This is a genomic window from Acinetobacter albensis, assembly GCF_900095025.1.
Lineage (GTDB): Bacteria > Pseudomonadota > Gammaproteobacteria > Pseudomonadales > Moraxellaceae > Acinetobacter > Acinetobacter albensis.
This window is the reverse complement of sequence record NZ_FMBK01000004.1, coordinates 195826-213967: the sequence shown is the minus strand read 5'-3', so window position 1 is coordinate 213967 and position 18142 is coordinate 195826. Positions and strand designations below refer to the sequence as shown.

Here is an 18142-nt window from a genome sequence, read left to right as displayed (position 1 = left end):
AATTAATCCACCCAATCGCAATGGACCCAGGTCTACGTTTTGCGATCCGTGAAGGTGGTCGTACAGTGGGTGCTGGTGTTGTTGCGAAAGTAACTGCATAATAAAATAAGTTAAAAGCAGGGTTGGATACTTTGGTATCCAACCCTGCTTAGGTCAGTTGTTCACTGGTACGACATTGGTTTTCAAAGCCGAATGTTCGGGTTAAATCTCTTCTGGCCTGCCAAATTTTTAAAAAAAAACTTGATGCTGGTTAAATTGTCATATAATAAGTCGCGAAGCCTACGACGAGTACAAAAATGTCGAATGATAAATCGCGTGACGCATTAAGCGAAGCGCCAATTCCACAAAGAAATAATTCTGCCGAAGTTGTTCATGCTGGTTCTCCTATAGATATAGTTCTATGGGTTATCGCATTGATTTTATTGGTTGGTGCAGCTATGGTGGGTCAGTATTTGCCAGCATATTGGGCACCTGCAAATAATGTCGGTGTGCGTATCGGTGTAATTTTGGCTTGTATCATCGTGGCTTTGGGTTTATTATACGCCACCCATCAAGGCAAAGGCTTTGTTCGTTTATTGAAAGATGCACGAATAGAGTTACGTCGTGTGACTTGGCCAACCAAGCAGGAAACCGTGACCACATCTTGGCATGTTCTTGCTGTGGTAGTAATCGCGTCCATTGTTTTATGGTGTTTCGATTACATTTTAGGCTGGTTAATGAAGTTTATTATCGGGTAAGAGAGCTATGAAACGTTGGTACATCCTTCATGCCTATTCAGGTTATGAAAAGCAAGTGATGCGTTCACTTAATGATCGAATCCAGCGTAGCGCTGTAGCCGATAGCTTTGGTGAAGTCCTGGTTCCTACCGAAGAAGTGGTAGAAATGAAGGATGGTAAAAAGCGTAAATCAGAGCGTAAATTCTTTCCAGGCTATGTATTGGTCGAAATGGAAATGAATGATGATACTTGGCATATTGTAAAAGAATGTCCAAAAGTGCTTGGGTTTATTGGTGGTACGGCTGAAAAGCCCGCACCAATTACGCAAAAAGAAGCAGATGCGATTCTTGCGCGTGTACGTAACACTGGTGAAGCGCCTCGTCCTAAGACGATGTTTGAACCAGGTGAAGAATTATTGGTGACTGATGGTCCGTTTACCGACTTTAAAGGTGTGGTAGAGGAAGTTCAGTACGAAAAGTCACGTTTAACGTTGACGATTAATGTATTTAACCGACCAACGCAGGTTGAACTCGAATTTCGCCAAGTCGAAAAAGCGAACTAATTTGAGTTGGTTGTAAAACGCCCGATTTTATAAATCGGGCATTGTTGTTGTAATGGTATCGTTACAAATATAGCATTGGGGAGCCTAACGGCGTTTGTACCCAGAGGTAATTGAAATGGCTAAGAAGATTGACGGCTATATCAAGCTGCAAGTTCCAGCTGGTAAAGCAAATCCATCTCCACCGATTGGTCCTGCATTAGGTCAACGTGGTGTAAACATCATGGCATTCTGTAAAGAATTCAATGCTGCTACACAAAAAGTTGAAGTAGGTCTTCCAATTCCAGTTGTGATTACTGTGTATAACGATAAATCGTTCACATTTATCATGAAAACTCCACCTGCTGCTATTCTTCTTAAGAAAGCTGCTGGTATTACGAAGGGTTCAGCTGTACCAAACAAAACTAAAGTTGGTAAGTTGACTCGTGCTCAGTTAGAAGAAATTGCGACTACTAAAGAACCAGATTTAACTGGTGCTGATTTAGACGCACGTGTACGTACCATTGCTGGTTCTGCGCGTTCTATGGGCTTGGAAGTGGAGTTATAAGACATGGCTAAATTAACGAAACGTCAAAAAGCCATCGCTTCTGCTATTGAAGCAAACAAAGTTTATACTTTGGAAGAAGCGGTACAAGTTTTATCTAGCCTTCCTGCTGTTAAATTCAAAGAATCTTTGGATGTTTCAGTAAATCTAGGTGTTGATCCGCGTAAATCTGATCAAGTTGTTCGTGGCGCGACTACGCTTCCTGCTGGTACTGGTAAAACTGTACGTGTAGCTGTGTTTGCTCAAGGCGCTGCTGCTGAAGCTGCTAAAGCTGAAGGCGCGGACATTGTTGGTTTTGATGATCTTGCTGAAAGCATTCAAGCGGGTAATCTTGACTTTGATGTTGTAATTGCTGCTCCAGATGCAATGCGCGTTGTAGGTAAGTTGGGTACGATTCTTGGTCCACGTGGCTTAATGCCAAACCCTAAAGTGGGTACGGTTACTCCTGACGTAGCAACTGCAGTTAAAAATGCAAAAGCTGGTCAAGCACGTTACCGTGTAGACAAAGGCGGTATTATCCACGCTGCGATTGGTCAAGTTGGCTTTGAAGCTGCTGCTATTCGTCAAAACCTTGAAACATTAGTTGCTGATTTAAAAAGATTGAAGCCAGCAACTTCAAAAGGTATTTACATCAAAAAGATCACTTTGAGCTCAACTATGGGTCCTGGTCTTACTATTGATGTATCTAGCGTTTCTAACTAAGTTATTACTTAGAACAGAATTTTAAAGCCCTGAGTAAGTTTTAAAGTCATACTTTAAAACTTATACAAGGAAGCCAGCTTTGGTTTGCTTGTAAGCTTAGGCAAACTTTGAATTGATAGATGTAAATTTATCAGCGTCAAAGACCTCGGGCGAGGGGAGTTTTTCGAAACTCACTTCTTAAAAAATCAGTCCGAGTAGACGCGGTGGTGTGATTTATTCCTCCTCCGCGTGCAAGTCATTTTTTGATTTGCGAATTGGGAGTGCACTTGTTTGAGTGCATAAATCACCGTTAGGAGGTTTTACAATGGCTCTTCTTATCGAAAGCAAAAAACAGATCGTTGCTGAAGTGGCTGAAATTGCTTCTACAGCGTTCGCTGCCGTTGTTGCTGACTATCAAGGTTTAACTGTTGGGCAATTAACTGCTCTTCGTGTTGAAGCTCGTAAGCTAGGTGTTGCTACACGTGTTGTACGTAATACTTTGGCTAAACGCGCTCTTCAAGATACGCAATTTAATATCTTGAATGACAACCTCGTTGGTCCAACAATCTTAGCATTCTCAACTTCTGAAGACGACATGGGCGCAGCTGCTCGCTTGTTCGAAGAATTTGCTAAAACTAACAAAGCATTTGAATTAAAGGCTGCTGCATTTGACGGCAAACTTTATCAAGGTGAAGAAGTTAGTGTTATCGCAAATCTTCCGAACCAAGAGAAAGCACTTACTTTGCTTGCCTCTGTTCTTCAAGCTCCTATTTCGAAATTGGGTCGCTTACTTACAGCGCTTCAAGAGAAAAACGAGTCAGAAGCTGCTTAAGCTTAAACACCCTTTCACACCATTCAATACCCATTTGGAGTTATTCTCATGGCTTTAACAAACGAAGAAATCCTAAACGCAGTTTCAGAAAAAACTGTTCTTGAACTTGTTGAACTTATTTCTGCTTTTGAAGAGAAATTCAACGTATCTGCTGCTGCTGTAGCTGTAGCTGCTGGTCCTGCTGCTGCTGCTGCTGAAGAGCAAACTGAATTCAATGTTGAATTGACTTCTTTTGGCGCAAACAAAGTAGCTGTAATTAAAGCAGTTCGTGAAGTAACTGGTCTTGGTCTTAAAGAAGCAAAAGACCTAGTTGAAGGTGCTCCACAAGTTCTTAAAGAAGGCATTTCTAAAGAAGAAGCTGAAGAACTTAAGAAAAAACTTGAAACTACTGGTGCTACAGTTACTGTTAAGTAATTTAGCCAGGGATCGATTTGAAAATTGATCCCGAAATTTGGCTGATGGCTCTTGGGTCATCAGCCTTTTTGCGTTACAATTATCGGCTCGATTTTTGTTTGATTGATGTAAAAAGCGTCAATTACTATAATAAATCAAAAACATCAAACGCTTACCAATATTTTTTCATATTTGAAAATATTGCTAAGCGTTTTCATACCACTAAAAATTGCAGCATTTGTAAACAGTGGTGGCCATATCGGCCTGTGTAATTCCTTCTAGGTCCCGTTCTGCAGGCGGGCTTAGTTTACTTTCCGAGGACTCCAGATGGCATACTCATATACCGAAAAGAAACGGATCCGTAAGAATTTTGGTAAATTGCCTAGCGTCATGCATGCTCCGTACTTGTTGTCGATTCAAGTTGACTCGTATAGAACATTTTTACAAGACGGCAAAACTCCAAAAAACCGCGAAGATATCGGTCTCCAAGCCGCATTTCGTTCAGTTTTTCCTATTGAAAGTTATTCTGGCAATGCTGCTTTAGAATTTGTTGAGTATAGCCTTGGTAAGCCTGAGTTTGATGTGCGTGAATGTATTTTACGTGGTTCGACTTATGCAGCACCAATGCGCGTAAAAATTCGTTTGATCATTAAAGATCGCGAAACAAAATCAATCAAAGACGTGCGTGAGCAAGAAGTGTACATGGGTGAAATGCCACTCATGACCCAAAATGGTACCTTTGTGATCAATGGTACTGAGCGTGTAATTGTTTCTCAATTACATCGTTCACCAGGTGTGTTCTTTGACCACGATAAAGGTAAAACGCATTCAAGCGGTAAAGTTCTTTATTCTGCACGTATTATTCCTTACCGTGGTTCATGGTTAGATTTTGAATTTGATGCGAAAGATTTAGTCTTTGTTCGTATTGACCGTCGTCGTAAATTACTCGCGACTGTGGTACTTCGTGCATTAGGTTATAGCAATGAACAAGTCCTTGACATGTTCTATGAAAAAGTACCTGTTTACTTAGACATGGGTAGTTATCAAATTGACCTTGTGCCTGAACGCCTGCGTGGTGAAATGGCTCAATTTGACATTCTTGATGCTGATGGCAAAGTGATTGTTGAACAAGGTAAACGTATTAATGCACGTCATGTTCGTCAAATGGAAGCATCTGGCTTAACCAAGCTTGCTGTTCCTGATGAGTACTTGTATGAACGTATTACTGCACAAGACATCAAGTTACATGATGGTGATGTGATTGCTGCAAATACCGTTCTTAGTCATGAAGTGATGGTGAAGTTGGCTGAGGGTGGTGTTAAACAATTTAACATCCTATTCACTAATGACATCGATCGTGGTTCTTTCGTTGCGGATTCTTTACGTGCGGATACCACTTCAGGTCGTGAAGAAGCACTGGTAGAAATCTATAAAGTCATGCGCCCAGGCGAGCCACCAACCAAAGAAGCTGCAGAAAACTTGTTTAATAACTTGTTCTTCTCTTCTGAACGTTATGACTTGTCTCCAGTCGGTCGTATGAAGTTTAACCGTCGTTTGGGTCGTCCTTACGAAGTGGGTACAGATCAGAAGTCGCGTGAAGTTGAAGGGATTCTTTCAAATTCAGACATTACTGATGTGCTTAAAACACTGGTTGAAATCCGTAACGGTAAAGGCGAAGTCGACGATATCGATCACTTGGGTAATCGTCGTGTTCGTTCTGTTGGTGAAATGACAGAGAATCAATTCCGTGTTGGTTTGGTTCGTGTTGAACGCGCAGTGAAAGAGCGTTTAAGCCAAGCTGAAACAGATAACTTGTCTCCGCAAGATTTAATCAATGCGAAGCCTGTTGCTGCGGCAATCAAAGAATTCTTTGGTTCAAGCCAATTGTCTCAGTTCATGGACCAAAATAATCCATTGTCTGAAATCACACATAAACGTCGTGTATCAGCGCTTGGGCCTGGTGGTTTAACACGTGAACGTGCAGGTTTTGAAGTACGTGACGTACATCAAACGCATTACGGTCGTGTTTGTCCAATTGAAACGCCTGAGGGACCAAACATTGGTTTGATCAACTCACTTTCTGTTTATGCAAAATGTAATAATTTTGGTTTCTTAGAAACACCTTATCGTAAAGTTATTGATGGTCAAGTGACCATGGATATCGAATACTTATCTGCGATTGAAGAAGTAGGCACTGTCATTGCACAGGCCGATTCTGCAATGGATAAAGATGGTAACTTAACAGAAGAAGTTGTATCTGTACGTCATCAAGGTGATTTCGTACGTATGCCACCCGAAAAAGTGACGCATATGGACGTATCTGCTCAGCAGGTCGTTTCAGTTGCAGCATCACTGATTCCATTCCTTGAACACGATGATGCCAACCGTGCATTGATGGGTTCAAACATGCAACGTCAGGCTGTGCCGACCTTGATTGCTGACAAGCCGCTTGTTGGTACAGGGATGGAAGCAAACGTAGCGCATGATTCGGGTGTGTGTGTAATTGCTGATCGTGGTGGTCGTATTGAGTATGTTGATGCATCTCGTGTGGTTATTCGTGTTAATGAAGACGAAATGATCGCGGGTGAGGCAGGTGTAGATATTTATAACCTGATCAAATATACCCGTTCAAACCAAAATACCTGTATCAACCAAAAAGTTCTTGTGAACATGGGTGATAAAGTGGGTCGCGGTGATGTGTTGGCCGATGGTCCATCAACAGATGGCGGTGAGCTTGCACTAGGTCAGAACATGCGCGTCGCATTTATGACGTGGAATGGTTATAACTACGAAGACTCAATCTTACTTTCTGAACGTGTTCTTCAAGAAGACCGTTTAACGTCGATTCATATCCAAGAATTATCATGTGTTGCACGTGATACTAAATTGGGTGCGGAAGAAATTACTGCGGATATCCCGAACGTGGGCGAAGCAGCACTGTCTAAACTTGATGAATCAGGTATTGTTTATATCGGTGCTGAAGTGACTGCTGGTGACATTCTTGTTGGTAAAGTAACACCGAAAGGTGAAACGCAATTGACACCAGAAGAAAAATTGCTTCGTGCAATCTTTGGTGAAAAAGCGGCTGACGTGAAAGACTCATCTTTACGTGTTCCATCAGGTACCAAAGGTACAGTGATTGACGTTCAAGTGTTTACACGTGACGGTATCGATAAAGACGAACGTGCACAAGCAATTGAAAAAGCACAACTTGATGCTTACCGTAAAGATTTGAAAGAAGAATACAAAATCTTTGAAGAAGCAGCACGTGAACGTATTGTTCGTTTGTTAAAAGGACAACAGTCGAATGGCGGTGGTACCACTAAACGTGGTGATAAACTGGCTGAAGACGTGTTATCTGGCTTAGAACTTGTTGATTTACTTGAAATTCAACCTGTGGATGAAGCGATTGCTGAACGTTTAACTCAAATTCAAGTGTTCTTGAAAGAAAAGAGCATTGAGATTGATGAAAAGTTTGCTGAGAAAAAACGCAAACTTTCTACGGGTGATGAATTAACCACTGGTGTTTTAAAAGTGGTTAAAGTTTACTTGGCTGTTAAACGTCGCATTCAACCGGGTGACAAAATGGCGGGTCGTCATGGTAATAAGGGTGTCGTTTCTAACATCTTACCAGTAGAAGACATGCCGCATGATGCAAACGGTGTACCTGTTGATATCGTGTTGAACCCACTGGGTGTACCTTCGCGTATGAACGTGGGGCAGATTCTAGAAACTCACTTGGGTATGGCTGCAAAAGGTCTTGGCGACAAAATCGACAAGATGATGCAAGAACAGCGTACGGTTCTAGAGCTTCGTGAATTCCTAGATAAGATTTACAACAAAGTCGGTGGCGAGCAAGAAGATCTTGATAGTTTAACTGATCAAGAAATCTTGGCACTGTCTAAAAACCTTCGTGTAGGTGTACCTTTGGCAACGCCTGTATTTGATGGTGCCGAAGAATCGCAAATTAAAGACTTACTCGAGCTTGGTGGTATTTCACGTACTGGTCAAACAGTATTGTATGATGGTCGTACAGGTGAACGTTTTGACCGTCCAGTAACTGTAGGTTACATGTACATGTTGAAACTAAACCACTTGGTTGATGACAAGATGCATGCACGTTCGACTGGTTCGTACTCGCTTGTGACACAGCAGCCGCTTGGTGGTAAAGCACAATTCGGTGGTCAGCGTTTCGGTGAGATGGAAGTCTGGGCACTTGAAGCTTATGGCGCAGCATATACTTTGCAAGAAATGCTGACGGTGAAGTCGGATGATGTTGAAGGCCGTACTCGCATCTATAAGAACATTGTAGATGGTAACCATTATATGGATCCAGGCATGCCTGAATCATTCAACGTATTGACTAAAGAGATCCGTTCTTTAGGTATCAACATTGAACTGAAAAATGGTGATTAATCATTTCCATTAAGTCTCTCTAAATCCCTCTTTGTAAAAGAGGGACTTTTCTCCCTTAGAAAAAGGGAGAAAAAGAGGAATTAAAATTCAGTTAAAAAACAATATTTGTGACCCAGTCGGGAAGTGAGATTCTTCTTGGCACACGGAGAAAAAAATTGAAAGATTTGCTCGATATCATGCGCAAAAAGACGGATTCAGATGGTCATGCACCAGTTGAATTTGATCGTATCCGTATTGGTCTTGCGTCACCAGAAATGATCAAATCATGGTCTCATGGTGAAGTTAAAAAGCCAGAAACCATTAACTACCGTACTTTTAAACCAGAACGTGACGGTTTATTCTGTGCCAAAATTTTTGGACCAGTCAAAGATTACGAATGCTTGTGTGGTAAATACAAGCGTATGAAATACAAAGGCGTCATTTGTGAAAAATGTGGCGTTGAAGTCACCACTGCAAAAGTTCGTCGTGAGCGCATGGGTCATATTGATCTTGCATCTCCAGTGGCACACATTTGGTTCTTGAAATCATTACCATCCCGTATCGGTCTTCTTTTAGACATGACGTTACGTGATATCGAACGCGTATTGTATTTCGAATCATACGTTGTAACTGATCCGGGTATGACTCCAATGGAGAAATACCAACTTCTAAATGATGAAGAATACTTCACTGCGTTAGAAGAACATGGTGATGAATTCAGCGCGAAAATGGGTGCAGAAGCGATTCAAGACTTGTTGAAAGACATCGATCTTGAAAACGAAATTTCGCGTCTTCGTGAAGAAATTCCACAAACAACGTCTGAAACGAAGCTTAAGAAAGCGTCTAAGCGTTTGAAATTGATGGAAGCATTCAAAGAGTCGAACAACAAACCAGAATGGATGGTGTTGACTGTACTTCCAGTACTACCACCTGATCTTCGTCCGTTGGTTCCGCTTGAAGGTGGTCGTTTCGCGACTTCTGATTTGAACGATCTTTATCGTCGTGTGATTAACCGTAATAACCGTTTAAAACGTCTTCTTGATCTTTCAGCGCCAGACATTATCGTACGTAACGAAAAACGTATGCTGCAAGAGTCTGTGGATGCATTGTTAGATAACGGTCGTCGTGGTCGTGCAATTACGGGTTCGAACAAACGTCCGCTTAAATCTTTGGCTGATATGATCAAAGGTAAGCAAGGTCGTTTCCGTCAAAACTTATTGGGTAAACGTGTCGACTATTCAGGTCGTTCAGTGATTACCGTAGGTCCGACTTTACGTTTGCACCAATGTGGTCTTCCAAAGAAAATGGCACTTGAGTTATTCAAACCATTTATTTTTGCGAAACTACAAGCTTCGGGTCAAGCCACCACCATTAAAGCTGCGAAGAAAATGGTTGAGCGTGAGACTCCAGAAGTTTGGGACGTTTTAGCTCACGTGATTCGTCAACATCCAGTGATGTTGAACCGTGCGCCAACTCTTCACCGTTTGGGTCTTCAAGCATTTGAACCGACCTTGATTGAAGGTAAAGCGATCCGTCTTCACCCACTCGTATGTGCTGCGTTCAACGCCGACTTCGATGGTGACCAAATGGCGGTACACGTACCATTAACGTTAGAAGCGCAATTAGAAGCGCGTGCGTTAATGATGTCGACCAACAATATCTTGTCTCCAGCCAACGGTGAGCCAATCATCGTACCTTCTCAAGACGTGGTCTTGGGCTTGTATTACATCACACGTGATGCAATCAATGCCAAAGGTGAAGGCATGGTATTTGCAGATACTGATGAAGTAAACCGTGCACTTGCTACCGGTCAAGTGGATTTACATGCTCGCGTTAAAGCACGTGTACATCAGACTGTGATTGATGAAGATGGTAATCGTGAAGATCAAACGATTATTGTTGATACTACGCCAGGTCGTTGTTTACTTTGGGAAGTTGTGCCTAAAGGGATGGACTTCCAGCAAATTAATCTTGAGATGAATAAAAAGAACATTTCGAAGTTGATTAACTCTTGCTACCGTAAATTGGGTCTAAAAGATACTGTAATCTTTGCGGATCAATTGATGTACTTGGGCTTCCGTCAAGCGACGCGTTCAGGCGTATCTGTCGGTATGGAAGACATGCTTATTCCACCGAATAAGCAAGCGATTATTGATAAAGCTGAAACTGAAGTTCGTGAAATTGAACAACAGTTTGAACAAGGCTTTGTTACTGCTGGCGAGCGTTATAACAAAGTGGTCGATATTTGGGCACGTACCAATGACCAAGTTGCAAAAGCGATGATGGATAACTTGTCTTTCACGACTGTTAAAAACAAACAGGGTGAAGATGAGAAGCAGAAATCATTTAATAGTATCTACATGATGTCTGACTCTGGTGCCCGTGGTTCGGCAGCGCAGATTCGTCAGCTTGCAGGTATGCGTGGTCTAATGGCGAAACCAGATGGTTCGATCATTGAAACCCCAATTAAAGCGAACTTCCGTGAAGGTTTGACAGTACTTCAGTACTTCATTTCAACACATGGTGCACGTAAAGGTTTGGCCGATACCGCACTTAAAACTGCAAACTCAGGTTACTTGACACGTCGTTTAGTCGATGTCGCACAAGATTTGGTGATTACTGAACCTGATTGCGGTACTTTAAGTGGTCTTGTAATGACACCGTTCATTCAAGGTGGCGATGTCATCGAAAACTTAGGTGCACGAGTATTAGGTCGTGTTGTTGCAGAAGATGTGACGCGCGTTGGTTCAGAAGAAGTTCTTCTGCCACGTAATACTTTAATTGATGAAAAACTTGCTGCCTTTATTGAAGAAGCAGGCGTGGATGAAGTTAAAGTACGTTCAGTCGTATCTTGTGAATCGACCTTCGGTGTATGTGCGAAATGTTATGGTCGTGATCTTGCACGTGGTCATCAGGTGAACCCTGGTGAGTCGGTTGGTGTAATGGCTGCACAATCTATTGGTGAACCGGGTACCCAGTTAACCATGCGTACATTCCACGTGGGTGGTGCTGCAAGCCGAACATCTGCTGCCAACAGTATCCAAGTACGTAACAAAGGTACAGTACGTTTCCACAATGTGAAAACTGTAGAACATATCAAGGGTCACTTGGTGTCTACGTCTCGTTCAGGTGAAATTGGTATTGCCGATGACCTAGGTCGTGAACGTGAACGTTACAAAATCCCATATGGTGCTTCTATTATCTTAAAAGATGGTGAAGCTGTAGCTGCAGGCGGCATCGTTGCTACTTGGGATCCGCATACGCATCCACTGGTAACTGAAGTTGCAGGTAAAGTACGTTTCAGCCAAATCGCTGATGGCGTAACTGTAACCTCAAAAACTGATGATGCAACAGGAATGAGCACGATTGAAATCTTACCAGTGACTTCTCGTCCTGCGTCAGGTAAAGATTTGCGTCCTGCAGTTGTACTCGATACAGTTGAAGGCGGTGAGCAGTTCTACTTCTTACCACAAAATACGATTCTTTCTGTCCGTGATGGCGAAACCATTGGTGTTGGTGACGTTATTGGTCGTGTACCTCAGGAAACTTCACGTACTCGTGATATTACCGGTGGTCTGCCGCGTGTAGCTGACTTGTTCGAAGCACGTAAACCGAAAGAGCATGCAATTCTTGCTGAAATTTCAGGTGTTGTGAGCTTTGGTAAAGAGACCAAAGGTAAAAATCGTTTAGTGATTACACCAGACGATGGCTCTGAAATTTATGAAGAGTTGATTCCGAAATGGCGTACCATGAACGTGTATGAAGGCGAACATGTGAACCGTGGTGAAACTGTTTCTGATGGTCCACAAAACCCGCATGACATTTTACGTCTGAAAGGTGAAGTGGCGTTGACCAATTACATCGTGAACGAAGTTCAGGACGTTTATCGTCTACAAGGTGTAAAAATCAACGATAAACACATCGAAGTGATTGTGCGTCAAATGTTGCGTAAAGTTGAAATTACTGATGGTGGTGATACCAGCTTTATTAAAGGCGAACAAGTGGATTACATCCGCATGGTTGCCGAAAACCAAGCAGTATTGGCTCAGAATAAGTTCCCTGCGAAGTATGAACGTCAATTGATGGGGATTACCAAAGCATCGCTTTCGACTGACTCGTTCATCTCTGCTGCATCGTTCCAGGAAACCACGCGTGTGTTGACTGAAGCTGCTGTAACAGGTAAAGAAGATGAGTTACGTGGCTTGAAAGAGAATGTAGTCGTGGGTCGTTTGATTCCAGCGGGTACAGGTCTTGCATATCACTTAGAGCGTCGTCGTCAAGAAGCAGAAGCTGCTGAACACGAACTTGTAAATGACTTTAGTGATGTTGACCAAGCATTAAGTCAAGCATTTAGCGATGAGTTTAACGGTCTGTAATTCGTCAGTTAAATCGTAAAAAAAAGACGCTTTCGAGCGTCTTTTTTTATGTCTTTTGTTGCTCAGAAGGTATAAGTCTTCAATCAAAATCATATTTTTCTTATAATAATTAAAGGTAATTTAAATTGCTGAGTTATTGAAATCAAATGTGTTTATACATTTTAAGAGGATAATTAAAACATGAAAATTCTACAAAAATTATTCAGTATGGCTATTTTGGCGACAGCTGTGAATGCTGCTTTTGCTGCCCCTATGCCATCGACTATTGTCGTGCAAGATAAAGCAGTTGTGCCTATTGTGAAAACTCAAACAATTCAAACGATGCAAGGTGAAAAGCCAATACGCACCACAGAAGCTACGATTTTTGAAGTAAGCAATCAAGGTCAAGATATTGTTGCACGTGAAATGATTTCAAAAGATCATGAGCAGCACTTTTCAGATAAACCGTTGTCTACACCTGTAATAAAGAAAGGAGCAGTGGTTGTCCCGACCTCTAAAGTCGAAGAGAAATCCACCCTTAAGCAAGCAGGAAGTGTGATAGCAGAAGCGAAACAAATTGATGCAAAAGGGATAGCGTTTAAGAAAGGTCAAAGTCCTACTCAAAAAGAACTTCAACTTAAGCAGTTAAAACAAGCTGAGCAGAATAAAAGTATGAGTCACGCGGTTATTCAAGAAAATGGTAAAATTACCCAAGATATGATTTTGCTTAAAGACAATGATTAAAGTGCTGAGAATGATTATTTTGAATTCGTGAGCAATGTTGATGATGCTCGATCAACTGCTTGTTACAAAATACTGCATATTCGCTGTAGTGAGTAACATTTAAAACTTAATCATTGCATCAAATAAGTCTAAGCTAAATAGAATGAAAAAAGGGGAAAGACCATGAAAAAATTAATGAGTATCGCTGCTATTGCGACAGTTTCTGCTTTGATGTTTACAGGTTGTGAAAGTATGTCTGCCAATGAGCAACGTATTGGTGCTGCTGCTTTAGGTGGTGCTGTTGGTGGTGGTGTAGGTAATAATGTTGGTGGTGGCGTGGGTGCTGCAATTGGCGGCGGTGCAGGTGCAGCTGTTGGGAGTAAAACCCAAAATGGTTCTAATCGTAATGCGACGTATAGTGGTGTAGGTGGTGCTATTGGTTCTGCCGTGGGTAAAAGCATTTTCGGTGGCAATTCAGGTGCTGCGATTGGTGGTGCAATCGGTGGCGGTGCAGGTGCTGCGATTGAGCAGAAAAATCGTTAAAAACCATTAATGAAATTAAAAAAAGCGTTTATCTATAAACGCTTTTTTTAATTTCGATAGGTCTGTCTTTTTGCTATACAGCGGTGGCGTAAATTCTAAATTAAGAATAATGATCTAAATCTTGTTGGTGTTTAAACAAATAAAATTAATACGTATTCATCCAGCCAAAAGGCTACATATTGACCCCAAATGATGTCTAAGAAGCATATATCATAAGAATCGAGCTAAAACATACACAGATCGATTTCTGTACTGATCCTATTTTAAGTATATGTACATCTGATCGTATCTTAAAATTTAACCTTCTATTTTTAAGGATGGCTTTCATGAAGTGGGTAAAATTAATAGCTTAATAGGAAAAATAGGCATTGTCGGAAGTCATCAAAAAAGGGCGGATAAAGGTCAATTATTTTTCCATCTGTTTTCAACATACTGAACAGAACAGTGAGATTGAAACATGGATGATCATGTTCCATGGATAGAATAAATCGCCAATAAAAAATAGGAATAAATGATGCAAGCTATCACTCAATGGGTTGCGACCCAAGACCAACAGCGTTTAAATGTTAAGTTATGGGGCGATCCAGAAAAACCTACTTTGGTTTTGGTACATGGTTATCCAGACAATCAAGAAGTGTGGGAACCCATTATTCAGCAACTGATCGACGATTTTTATATTGTGACTTATGATGTACGCGGAGCAGGTCAGTCTTCGCTGCCACGCTGTATCAAAGACTATCGTTTAGAGCAATTATCATTGGATTTAGAAAGTGTGGTCCAAGCTGTTTTGAAGGATAAAGTTTTTCATTTGGCGGCACATGACTGGGGATCTATTCAATCTTGGGAATCGGTCACTGAAGCAAAGTTTCGTGATCAGCTGCTTTCTTACAGTACTATTTCTGGTCCATGTTTAGACCATGCTGCATTCTGGATGCGTAATCAATTTAAACAAAATAAATCTAAATTTTTTAAACAACTCACTAAATCTTGGTACATTGCAGCTTTTCAGTTGCCTTGGCTTGCGCCGACCGTATGGCGCTTCTTTAAACCTGATCAATGGAGCAAAGTGCTTGAGCAGTTAGAACATAAAAAAAATCTACCTTCAAATACCAATATTGCCTCGGATGGAAAACACGGCATTGGATTGTATCGCGCGAATTTTATTCCGCGTCTAACTCAGCCTCGCCAGCGTTTTGCAGTGTGTCCTGTACAGGCGATTGTCTTAAAAAGAGATAATTTTGTCAGCCCTGAACTGATTGATGAAATGCCTAAATGGGTTGAAGATTTTCATCGAGTCGAAGTAGATGCCAATCATTGGGCAATATTAAGTCAGCCAGAATTGATAGCAACTTATATCCGTAACTTTGCATTACAGTATGAATAAGTATGTATCTTTTTTTATAATTTATTGAATTTTAAAATAAATTAGGCGATGGATAAAAGCGATCAATTTACAGTTTCAACAGATTGGATCTGTTAAAATGTCGGCTTTTCGTCTTCCTTAAAATTTTCATGAATGCAGTAATAATTGCGATTGCCGTGATGTTTATTCTCTCACTGGCGCGAGTTTCTGTTGTTTTGACTTTGGTCATTTCAGCAATTATAGGTGGTTTGGTTGCGGGGCTAAGTCTGTCAGAGACTGTTGCAGCATTTAATGCGGGGCTAGGCGATGGGGCAGAAGTGGCCTTGGCTTATGCAGTATTGGGTGCGTTTGCTTTGGCTTTATCTAAATCAGGTTTGCCTGATTTGTTGGCGCACAAATTGATTGGCTTATTGGGTGCAGAAGCCAGCCATCAAAAAACCAAAAAGGTCAAATATTTGCTGCTGACGATTTTATTGATCGCTGCGATTTGTTCTCAAAACTTAATTCCAGTCCATATTGCCTTTATTCCTGTTTTAGTTCCGCCTTTATTAAAAGTCATGAATCACATGAATTTAGACCGTCGTGCTGCTGCATGCGTATTGACCATGGGCTTAGTCGGAACTTATATTTTTCTACCTGTTGGTTTTGGTGCTATTTTCCTCGATCAAATTTTGATGGGCAATATCAATAAAATTGGCGTTGCTTACAACTTACATGTGGAACGTTGGATGATGCCCATGGGAATGGCAATTCCTGTGATTGGTATGTTGATAGGCACCATTTTTGCTGTATTCGTAAGCTATCGTAAACCGCGTCATTATATTGATCATGCCGTGGCACGTGTGACCACCATTGATTTAGATAAACCGATTCGTGCTGGCGAAGTCACATTACAAGCCGATGCTAAAGAGCTTCAGCAAGAAGCTGAACGTGCACCTATTATTGCGAAAAAAACAATTTTTATGGCTTTGCTTGCGATTATCTTGACCTTAATTTCACAGTTATATTCGGGTTCTATGATTTTAGGTGGGTTGGTTGGTTTTGCTGTCTTGTCTGGTGCAGGCATTTTTAAATGGCAAGAAGCAGACGATGTCTTTGTTCAGGGCATGCGAATGATGGCTTTGGTGGGTTTTATCATGATATCAGCAGCAGGCTTTGCCTCTGTCATGACCCATACAGGAGATATCAACAGTTTGGTCAATGGTGTGGTTCATATTATTGGGGAAAATAAAGCATTGGCTGCCTTCTTAATGTTGTTCATTGGTTTATTTGTGACGATCGGCATTGGTTCATCATTCTCCAGTGTGCCTGTTCTGGCCGTGATTTATGTACCACTTTGTGTACAATTCGGTTTTTCACCTTTGGCAACCGTAGCATTGATTGGTACAGCAGCAGCACTTGGGGATGCAGGTTCACCAGCTTCAGATTCGACCTTGGGGCCAACAGCAGGTTTAGGCGTAGATGGTCAACATGATCATATTTGGGATACGGTTGTACCAACCTTCATTCATTTTAATATTCCATTATTAATCTTTGGTTGGATTGCTGCGATGGTACTTTAAATTGAAAAATATTTACTCAATTTAAAATGATTTAATGGCTTTATTTAAAATAAATTTTTTAGTATTTCTTCATAATAAAACCAAGTAATATAATCGGAATACAGTCAATTTAATCCATTTAAATGGTTGATTTAAAAACCAACCATTTAAATGGGATATAAATAAATATTTATAAATATTAATATCTTGAAAATAAAATAAATGAATATATAAATACCGCTCTTGCATATTAATAATCCGATAGGTTTAATATTTATTATTCATTTTAAGAGTTTTTATAATGTTAAGAAAAACTATAGTTATTACTTTATTGGGTTTTTGTTCTTCAGCGATGGCAGAAGGATGGCAAGTCAAGGTTGGTGCTTCCGCGATTGCACCCAGTAATGATACTTTTGTAAATGGTGTGGGCGTGATAAAGGCAGATAGTGAATTGGCTTTTACACCCTCTATCGAATACTTTTTTGCCAACAGTGCATTTTCAACTGAACTTTTATTGGCAGCTCCTGTAAACCATAACGTTACAATTAATGGGGTAGATGCGTTAAAGCTTAAACATCTACCACCAACACTCACTGCAAAATACCATTTTAAAAATTCAACGAGTTTTACACCTTATATTGGATTAGGTGGTACTGCATTTATTGCTTGGGATGAGCAAACAAAAGGTGGTTTGACAGGTACTACCGTTAAAGTGAAAGAAGAATTTGGTTTTGCAGGTCAAGTCGGATTTAATTATCAACCTGCCGATGCTAAAAATTGGGGCATCTTTATGGATGTTCGTTACGCACAATTAAGTCCAGATGTTGAAGTAGAAAACGTCACAAGTTTTGATTTAGACATTGATCCAGTGATCTATAGTCTAGGGTACAGTTATAAGTTCTAAAAGATAAAATCCATAATAAGAATCTATCTTTTGATGGATTCTTATATTATTTAATAATGCATGAATTCAGCAAAATAAATCGGATCAATTACACAAAGTATCTTCTTTATAAAGCACTGTTGTTGTTAAAGTAAGTTTAGAAAAATGACCAATAAAAAAGGAAAAAAATGAAAGCAGGGATATTAATTTTTTTAATAGGTTTGAGTGGGTGGGGTGCTTCGATCCATGCAGCCAGTTTTAATTGTGAGAAAGCGCGAACTCAGACAGAACATGCCATTTGTGAACATCGAGCAGTAAATGATGCTGATGTAAAAATGGTCACGACCTATAATATTATTAAGCGTTTGGTCCCCATGGGAACCCGAGGTGTTATACAGGATGAACAAGTGAGGTGGCTACAATTACGTGATCAATGTGTCGATTCGAGTCGTTGTTTAATTGAAGTCTATAAAATGCGTCAACAAAAACTAGAAACTTATATGGATCGGGTCTATCGGCAAGGGCCTTTTTAATAAAATTTTTCCTTTAACTATTGAAATTTTTTCAAGTCACTCCATTCATTAAGCATTCTAGAAAAATGTTTAATGAATTTA

The 18142-nt window shown here is 40.7% G+C and carries 15 protein-coding genes; all 15 read left to right on the top strand.

Going from position 1 to position 18142, the window contains the following annotated elements:
* Positions 1–101 (top strand): EF-Tu C-terminal domain-related protein (locus GA0116959_RS04740; protein ID WP_075912487.1); only part of this gene is annotated, 101 nt, incomplete at its 5' end.
* A 195-nt stretch (positions 102–296) separates the two neighbouring features.
* Positions 297–737 carry a preprotein translocase subunit SecE gene (secE, locus tag GA0116959_RS04735; RefSeq protein WP_053579367.1) on the top strand — a complete coding sequence of 147 codons (441 nt, stop codon included), beginning with the start codon at positions 297–299 and terminating at the stop codon, positions 735–737.
* A gap of 7 nt (positions 738–744) precedes the next feature.
* Complete coding sequence (gene nusG, locus GA0116959_RS04730) at positions 745–1278, top strand: transcription termination/antitermination protein NusG (protein WP_053579368.1); 534 nt, start codon at positions 745–747, stop codon at positions 1276–1278.
* Positions 1279–1393: 115 nt separating this feature from the next.
* Entirely contained in the window at positions 1394–1822 is a 429-nt protein-coding gene (rplK, locus tag GA0116959_RS04725) for a 50S ribosomal protein L11 (protein ID WP_053579369.1), read from the top strand.
* Positions 1823–1825: 3 nt separating this feature from the next.
* Entirely contained in the window at positions 1826–2521 is a 696-nt protein-coding gene (gene rplA / locus GA0116959_RS04720) for a 50S ribosomal protein L1 (protein ID WP_053579370.1), read from the top strand.
* 304 nt (positions 2522–2825) lie between these two features.
* Positions 2826–3332 (top strand): 50S ribosomal protein L10, encoded by a 507-nt coding sequence (gene rplJ, locus GA0116959_RS04715; RefSeq protein ID WP_053579371.1) that lies wholly within the window; start codon positions 2826–2828, stop codon positions 3330–3332.
* Between the two features lie 48 nt (positions 3333–3380).
* Positions 3381–3746, top strand: coding sequence for a 50S ribosomal protein L7/L12 (rplL, locus tag GA0116959_RS04710; RefSeq protein ID WP_053579372.1), 366 nt, complete (start codon positions 3381–3383; stop codon positions 3744–3746).
* A gap of 306 nt (positions 3747–4052) precedes the next feature.
* Entirely contained in the window at positions 4053–8141 is a 4089-nt protein-coding gene (gene rpoB / locus GA0116959_RS04700) for a DNA-directed RNA polymerase subunit beta (RefSeq protein WP_092718845.1), read from the top strand.
* 155 nt (positions 8142–8296) lie between these two features.
* Positions 8297–12496: a DNA-directed RNA polymerase subunit beta' gene (rpoC, locus tag GA0116959_RS04695; RefSeq protein ID WP_053579374.1), complete on the top strand. Its 4200-nt coding sequence runs from the start codon at positions 8297–8299 to the stop codon at positions 12494–12496.
* 180 nt (positions 12497–12676) lie between these two features.
* Complete coding sequence (locus tag GA0116959_RS04690; RefSeq protein WP_092718841.1) at positions 12677–13219, top strand: hypothetical protein; 543 nt, start codon at positions 12677–12679, stop codon at positions 13217–13219.
* 162 nt (positions 13220–13381) lie between these two features.
* Entirely contained in the window at positions 13382–13741 is a 360-nt protein-coding gene (locus GA0116959_RS04685) for a DNA transfer protein p32 (protein WP_053579376.1), read from the top strand.
* A 514-nt stretch (positions 13742–14255) separates the two neighbouring features.
* Complete coding sequence (locus tag GA0116959_RS04680; RefSeq protein WP_092718838.1) at positions 14256–15125, top strand: alpha/beta fold hydrolase; 870 nt, start codon at positions 14256–14258, stop codon at positions 15123–15125.
* 128 nt (positions 15126–15253) lie between these two features.
* The gene (locus tag GA0116959_RS04675) at positions 15254–16666 is read left to right on the top strand and encodes a Na+/H+ antiporter family protein (RefSeq protein ID WP_092718836.1); all 1413 of its coding nucleotides are present in this window, start codon (positions 15254–15256) and stop codon (positions 16664–16666) included.
* 280 nt (positions 16667–16946) lie between these two features.
* Positions 16947–17549, top strand: coding sequence for an OmpW/AlkL family protein (locus GA0116959_RS04670; protein ID WP_092718834.1), 603 nt, complete (start codon positions 16947–16949; stop codon positions 17547–17549).
* 167 nt (positions 17550–17716) lie between these two features.
* Positions 17717–18061, top strand: coding sequence for a lysozyme inhibitor LprI family protein (locus tag GA0116959_RS04665; RefSeq protein ID WP_053579380.1), 345 nt, complete (start codon positions 17717–17719; stop codon positions 18059–18061).
* Positions 18062–18142: the final 81 nt, after the last annotated feature.

What these genes read in the sequence shown, in the direction of transcription:
- secE (WP_053579367.1), top strand. Translation starts at nt 297, where the DNA reads ATGTCGAATGATAAATCGCGTGACGCATTAAGCGAAGCGCCAATTCCA.
- nusG (WP_053579368.1), top strand. Translation starts at nt 745, where the DNA reads ATGAAACGTTGGTACATCCTTCATGCCTATTCAGGTTATGAAAAGCAA.
- rplK (WP_053579369.1), top strand. Translation starts at nt 1,394, where the DNA reads ATGGCTAAGAAGATTGACGGCTATATCAAGCTGCAAGTTCCAGCTGGT.
- rplA (WP_053579370.1), top strand. Translation starts at nt 1,826, where the DNA reads ATGGCTAAATTAACGAAACGTCAAAAAGCCATCGCTTCTGCTATTGAA.
- rplJ (WP_053579371.1), top strand. Translation starts at nt 2,826, where the DNA reads ATGGCTCTTCTTATCGAAAGCAAAAAACAGATCGTTGCTGAAGTGGCT.
- rplL (WP_053579372.1), top strand. Translation starts at nt 3,381, where the DNA reads ATGGCTTTAACAAACGAAGAAATCCTAAACGCAGTTTCAGAAAAAACT.
- rpoB (WP_092718845.1), top strand. Translation starts at nt 4,053, where the DNA reads ATGGCATACTCATATACCGAAAAGAAACGGATCCGTAAGAATTTTGGT.
- GA0116959_RS04690 (WP_092718841.1), top strand. Translation starts at nt 12,677, where the DNA reads ATGAAAATTCTACAAAAATTATTCAGTATGGCTATTTTGGCGACAGCT.
- GA0116959_RS04685 (WP_053579376.1), top strand. Translation starts at nt 13,382, where the DNA reads ATGAAAAAATTAATGAGTATCGCTGCTATTGCGACAGTTTCTGCTTTG.
- GA0116959_RS04680 (WP_092718838.1), top strand. Translation starts at nt 14,256, where the DNA reads ATGCAAGCTATCACTCAATGGGTTGCGACCCAAGACCAACAGCGTTTA.
- GA0116959_RS04675 (WP_092718836.1), top strand. Translation starts at nt 15,254, where the DNA reads ATGAATGCAGTAATAATTGCGATTGCCGTGATGTTTATTCTCTCACTG.
- GA0116959_RS04670 (WP_092718834.1), top strand. Translation starts at nt 16,947, where the DNA reads ATGTTAAGAAAAACTATAGTTATTACTTTATTGGGTTTTTGTTCTTCA.
- GA0116959_RS04665 (WP_053579380.1), top strand. Translation starts at nt 17,717, where the DNA reads ATGAAAGCAGGGATATTAATTTTTTTAATAGGTTTGAGTGGGTGGGGT.